Raw genomic sequence first — 1546 nt, 5'->3', positions numbered from 1 at the left:
GCATGAACTCTGCGCCCTAGCACCTGCCACATTCTAGGCTTCATATAATCATCACGCAGGGGATTAGTACAATTGTACTCAATAGGTGATACGTTTACAGGATCAACAACAACGAATTTAACGCTTGCTCTATCCCCTTTTAATTCAGCACTTAAATCATTTACTGCCAGTGGTAGTGTAGTATCTTCTTCGCCTGTATCAACAAATATAAACGCTCCGCCCATGTAGCCAGTTGTAGTGACCGCCTTATGAAATAAATCTTTGATGTGATAATCCTTTAACAGATTTGTTAATTTTTCAAGTTTATCGGAATCATCACACCCAGTTAGCTTGATCCATTTGCGTGAAATATCGTCTGATACAGTCTGAACACACGCACGGATTAAGCCTTGTTGTGCGATTTGTTGCAATACTCCATAACCCACAAAAGAGGTAATAGGATATTGACCGAGATCATAAGCGTGTTGAGTTAAACTTTCGTATATGGTTGAAAAACCGCCTGCAGAATCAAAAGCCATGTTTAATGAATCACGATCATCTTTTGATAATCCACTCATAGTTATAGGCAAACAAAAAGCATTTTTCACGCTTTCCAGACTTTCAAAAGCCTTTGCAGTTCTCTTAGGCAAAAGCATTAAATTTTCTTTAATGCTGTCTGCAGTAACTTTGTACTGAGGCACATCACTTTTAACAGAATCTATTTTATTTTCTGTTTTATCAATTACTTTTGCTTTTTCGTCTGCCATAACTCGATCCTTTGTGTGATTTTCTGATAAGATCTTATTGATGCACTTCGATCTTTACAGGTGGTGTATTTAAATTCACAAATTTTAAACCGCTATAAATATTATAGCGGTTTTTTCTTATCATTTAAAATGTAAGTTTGTGCAATCTATCAAAGCATTTTTTATGCTTTCGTTTATCGTCACTCATTAACAAGTATAAATTTTTATCCCAGAAAGAAATTATACGATTTTTGCTATCCTGAGTTAAAACCGATTTAATTATTTGATCTTTAGATCGCTTTTCAACCGCTCCAAACAGATCTATATCAGGTGCATTAACTTCATTCTGTAGTGTATCAGCAAGTTGATTTAATTTTTCGCTGATTGTTTTAGGTGATCTGAGATTGTTTGCAAATAATTTCATAATTTCATTATTTGCGCTGTTTTCTTTCTCATTCTGAAATAGATCAGTCTGTCCGATAAATTCATCAAGTGATTTGCCCTCCTGCTTTGCTTTTATTGCCTGATTTGCAACAAAAGTAATTACAGGTCTAATGTCATATTCTTTTGGTAGATTTTCGAGTGTTGCTAATTTAGGTGCGGATAATTCCAAAGCATTAAGAATATTTTTACCATCAGGATCATTTGCTTGGTGAGCTAGTCTTAACAAAGTATCATCATTATAAGCCTTTGCAAATAAAGCACCTTTTAAACGTTCCTGCGCCTGCTTTGTTGGCTTGCCGTCTGAATCAATTAAATTGCCTCGCTCTGCAACTGGTAACTTATAAACAAATTCAGATACGGCTTTAATCGTTGGCTCT

The 1546-nt window shown here is 35.3% G+C and carries 2 protein-coding genes; both read right to left on the bottom strand.

Annotated elements, in window-relative coordinates:
• The coding region (locus tag ACJML3_RS08825; protein ID WP_406022456.1) for an anti-CBASS protein Acb1 family protein at window positions 1–746 on the bottom strand (746 nt) is incomplete at its 3' end.
• 124 nt (window positions 747–870) lie between these two features.
• Window positions 871–1546 (bottom strand): hypothetical protein (locus ACJML3_RS08820; RefSeq protein WP_406022454.1); only part of this gene is annotated, 676 nt, incomplete at its 5' end.

Origin of the sequence: Succinivibrio sp., assembly GCF_045124615.1 — a bacterium.
GTDB lineage: Bacteria > Pseudomonadota > Gammaproteobacteria > Enterobacterales > Succinivibrionaceae > Succinivibrio > Succinivibrio faecicola.
This window is presented reverse-complemented; position numbering and strand designations above follow the sequence as displayed.